The organism is Herbaspirillum sp. B65 (assembly GCF_000333555.1).
Lineage (GTDB): Bacteria > Pseudomonadota > Gammaproteobacteria > Burkholderiales > Burkholderiaceae_D > Herbaspirillum > Herbaspirillum rubrisubalbicans.
This window is the reverse complement of record NZ_BADI01000726.1, coordinates 1-3,377: the sequence shown is the minus strand read 5'-3', so window position 1 is coordinate 3,377 and position 3,377 is coordinate 1. Positions and strand designations below refer to the sequence as shown.

The 3,377-nt window shown below is 61.2% G+C and carries 5 protein-coding genes, 1 tRNA gene and 1 pseudogene; 3 read left to right on the top strand and 4 right to left on the bottom strand.

What is annotated here, in order from left to right; genetic code table 11:
- Together I5W_RS17115 and I5W_RS17110 are read right to left on the bottom strand one after the other, a co-directional pair.
- A partial coding sequence (locus I5W_RS17115) for a CreA family protein (protein WP_044530122.1) occupies nt 1-438 on the bottom strand: 438 nt, incomplete at its 3' end.
- A 77-nt stretch (nt 439-515) separates the two neighbouring features.
- On the bottom strand, nt 516-710 hold the full coding sequence (locus I5W_RS17110; RefSeq protein WP_017450390.1) for a DUF1653 domain-containing protein: 195 nt from the start codon (nt 708-710) through the stop codon (nt 516-518).
- A gap of 204 nt (nt 711-914) precedes the next feature.
- Here I5W_RS17110 and I5W_RS17105 point away from each other — a divergent pair.
- A tRNA-Leu gene (locus I5W_RS17105) sits at nt 915-1,001 on the top strand.
- A gap of 493 nt (nt 1,002-1,494) precedes the next feature.
- Here the strand turns inward: I5W_RS17105 and I5W_RS33485 are convergent.
- A complete protein-coding gene (locus I5W_RS33485; RefSeq protein ID WP_252717073.1) occupies nt 1,495-1,857 on the bottom strand; it encodes a hypothetical protein in 363 nt (120 codons plus the stop codon).
- Nucleotides 1,858-1,888: 31 nt separating this feature from the next.
- Here I5W_RS33485 and I5W_RS33480 point away from each other — a divergent pair, with 31 nt between their 5' ends.
- Nucleotides 1,889-2,515, top strand: a complete 627-nt coding sequence (locus I5W_RS33480; RefSeq protein WP_252717072.1) for a hypothetical protein — start codon at nt 1,889-1,891, stop codon at nt 2,513-2,515.
- Nucleotides 2,445-3,080 (top strand): annotated as a pseudogene (locus tag I5W_RS34060) (calcium-binding protein); the annotation flags it as partial. The gene I5W_RS33480 and the pseudogene I5W_RS34060, both read left to right, overlap by 71 nt.
- A gap of 127 nt (nt 3,081-3,207) precedes the next feature.
- Here the strand turns inward: I5W_RS34060 and I5W_RS33470 are convergent.
- The gene (locus tag I5W_RS33470) at nt 3,208-3,309 is read right to left on the bottom strand and encodes a hypothetical protein (RefSeq protein WP_252717071.1); all 102 of its coding nucleotides are present in this window, start codon (nt 3,307-3,309) and stop codon (nt 3,208-3,210) included.
- Nucleotides 3,310-3,377 lie beyond the last annotated feature (68 nt).

The following is a 3,377-nucleotide window of genomic DNA, read 5'->3' as shown; positions in this document are numbered from 1 at the left end:
GGCTGCATCGATGAGCTTGTCCGAATAGGTCAGATAGACCAGGGTATTGCGCTTGGCATCGACCACCCGCACTACGTGCAGGCGTTTGAAGAGAATCGACATGCGCTCGCTGAAGACATCTTCCTGGACCGGCAGCTTGCCCTGGAACTGGATGCTCGGCGCCACCTGACGGCAGGCGATGGACGCCTCCGACTTGTCCTCGGCCAAGCCCACGGTCCCCTTGACGCCACCAGTACGGGCGCGCGACACATAACAGGTCACCCCGACCACCTTGGGATCGTCATAGGCCTCGATGACCACCCGGTCGTTCTTGCCCAGCCAGCGGAAGGCGGTGCTGACGTCAGCCAGCTCCTCGGCCGACGCCGCGTGCGGGACGATGGCGGCCATGGTGCAGACCGAGAGGATCGCCCCCACCAGGGCGCGTGCTTGAAGTTTCATAGGAATACCTGGAAATGATCAATGAAGGGGATAGACCGGCGCCGCCGCGCATTGTTCAGCTTGCCGGCGGCAATGCATCAATCCTCGATCTTCTGGAAGCGCGGCACCTGTCTGCCATCGACCTCCACCAGTTCAAAGAAGGCCTCGCGCGGACGCAGCCACAGGCGACCATCGGCGGCGCGGTAGATGATCATGGGGGTCAGGTCGGCCTCAAGGATGGCCTCATCGATATATTCATAAATCCCACCCTTGTAGTGACGATAGCGTGTCATGCGAATCCCGGTCGGTCATAAGACAGGCGGCATGGTACTACCGATGGGTGGTGAGGATGAAATGTCCGAGCAGAAAAACGCCCACAGCGGCAACAGCTTGCAGTACAATGGCGCGCTTTGACAAAATGCTACCTGCATCGGTAGCGGCAACTCTGCAGCAAACCGGCTGCCAGACTGCTATCGCACCGATGCCCGACACCTTCAGCGAGGATGGCGAAATTGGTAGACGCACCAGGTTTAGGTCCTGACGCCAGCAATGGTGTGGGGGTTCGAGTCCCCCTCCTCGCACCAGACAATCCGTTCCAAATCACTGATTTGACCATGCGCCTGGCGCCATTGCCGACCGCGTAGGCAGGGGCGCCTCGTGCGCGACCTGCCCGCGATGTGGCTCACCGCAGCCGGGTATCGTCGCTCATCATGCCTCCGATGTGAACAAAACGTCACACACCCTCTCACCATCCCCCCTAGCCCGTGCGCAGCCATCGCAGTCACACTCCCCTCTTTGAGCGACCCTCGGTTGCCTCAACTTGTCTTTTTTCCCTTGGCATCAGCTTGTCAACCAACCAACGGCACTTTCGTGCGATTTACCGAATTATTTCAATCCGATTGAATCGTTGCGGGACCAACAAAACACCAGACCTGCCCGCCCTGCCGTTGCCCGTGGCCAGGGCGGCAGAAAACAGGTCCCCGGGGCGGGACGCCACGTGCGATTGCCCTCCCCGTATCACAACGCCATCCATGGCGCACTTGAAAGGGAACCCGTGTCAACAAGCTCAACCTCCTCTCACTCTTCCACCACTCTTACAAAACCGATAGACCCCGTCATCACCCGCATCGACGACCGCTTCGTCAGCATCCGGCGCGGCAGCGTTTCCGAAGTCGTGTTCTCACCGATCCGGCCCGGCATCACGCTCTTTGGCAGTGCGCCCCCGGCACCGGTCAGCAAGCCTGCCACGGCATCGCCCGCTCCCGCAGTAGCCATCACAACACCAGCCAGTACACCTGCGGTCACACCGGTGTCCGCCACCAGCAAACCGACCAGTACAGTCCCTGTCAGTACCGATATACCTCCCCTAACTCCTCCAGCGGCCATCATCAGCAAGCCGGTCATTGCGCCGCCCGTGACGCCATACACGCCGCCGATCATTGCACCGCCCATTACGCCAGGGGCTCCCGCGATGCCGGTAGTCAGCAGTGCGCCGCCGCTCACTCCCACGCCAGCGGCCAGTACCAGTACAGCAAACCAGACACCTACTCCCGCCCCGGCTGACACTGCCCCTCCCATCGACCTGATCGCCCAGGCCAATGCGGCGCGCTATCAGGACAACTTCTACGCCCCCGCTCCCTTCGGCGACGAAGCTCCCAAGTCCAAGAAAGACAAGCCAGCGGTTGCCGCGAAATTCCTCAGCCTGGATGAAGACACGGACGATCTGTCTCTGGAGAGCAGCTTGAGCGGCATCGGCAATGGCCTGGACAATCGCCTCACCGGCAATGAGCAGAACAACATCCTCGACGGCATGGGCGGGGCCGACACCATGATCGGCGGCAAGGGCGATGACAGCTATTACGTGGACAATGCCGGCGACAAGATCGTCGAACAGGCCGGCGAAGGCGTCGATACGCTCTACGCCACGGCCAGCACCACGCTGGCGGCCAATGTCGAGAACCTGGTCCTGCTCGATGCCAGCAAGCCCCAGAGCGCAGGGTCAATGGCGTCAATGTGCTGGTTTACGGATGCCCCGTTCCTATCAGTTGGACTACGACCAAGGCGGCCAAGTCGATGGCTACTGGGGAAACTGTGGTGAACCCAGCGTGGCCAACGTGACCCTGATGGGCGGCCATGCCGCCTCCGAAAAAGAAGTGGTCCAGCGCGCCATCAAGGAAAACCTCTGCGATACCGCAGCCGAATCGGCTGACATGCGCGGCGCCACCTCGGAGGACGACCGGCAAGCCTTGCTGCAGGACTTCGGTTTTGCTTCCACCATCGATGAGCAGGTCGATCTCAAGGCGGTCGCCCAGAGCATCAAGGACGGCAAGGGCGTCATCATCAGCGTGAGCGCCAGCAAGCTGTGGGACTTGCATGAAGACAACGAGCAGTACAGCGACCACGCCATCACCGTCACCGGCGTGGCCTGTTCGGCCGCCAGCGGCAAGATCGTCGGCTTCTATATCGCCGACTCCGGGCGCGGCCTGAGCAGCGACATGTGCCGCTTCGTCACGCTGCAGCGCTTGCGCGAGGCCACCAACGTCTATGGGGCCGATACCGTGACCACCGATGCTCCCATCAAGCTGGCCAACCAAAACCTGGACGCCACCGGCAATGAACTGGACAACATCCTGGTCGGCAATCGCGGCAACAACGTGCTCACCGGTGGCAAAGGCAACGATCTGCTCATCGGCGGCGCCGGCAATGACAGCTACGCGTTTGCCAAGGGCGATGGACAGGATGTGCTCTATGACCACGACGCGACCAAGGGCAATCTGGATACGCTCACCTTCAGCGACGCCAAACAGAGCAACCTGTGGTTCCGCAAGGCCTATGCAGCTCGATTTCAGGGTGCTCTTCCCGAAAGCTGGCCAGGCGGGGAACCAGCCACAATGAAGCGAATGAGTTATTGGTCGAGACTTTCAGGCGCCCGCCGGACTTCTGCTGCTGAGGTCGCTGAT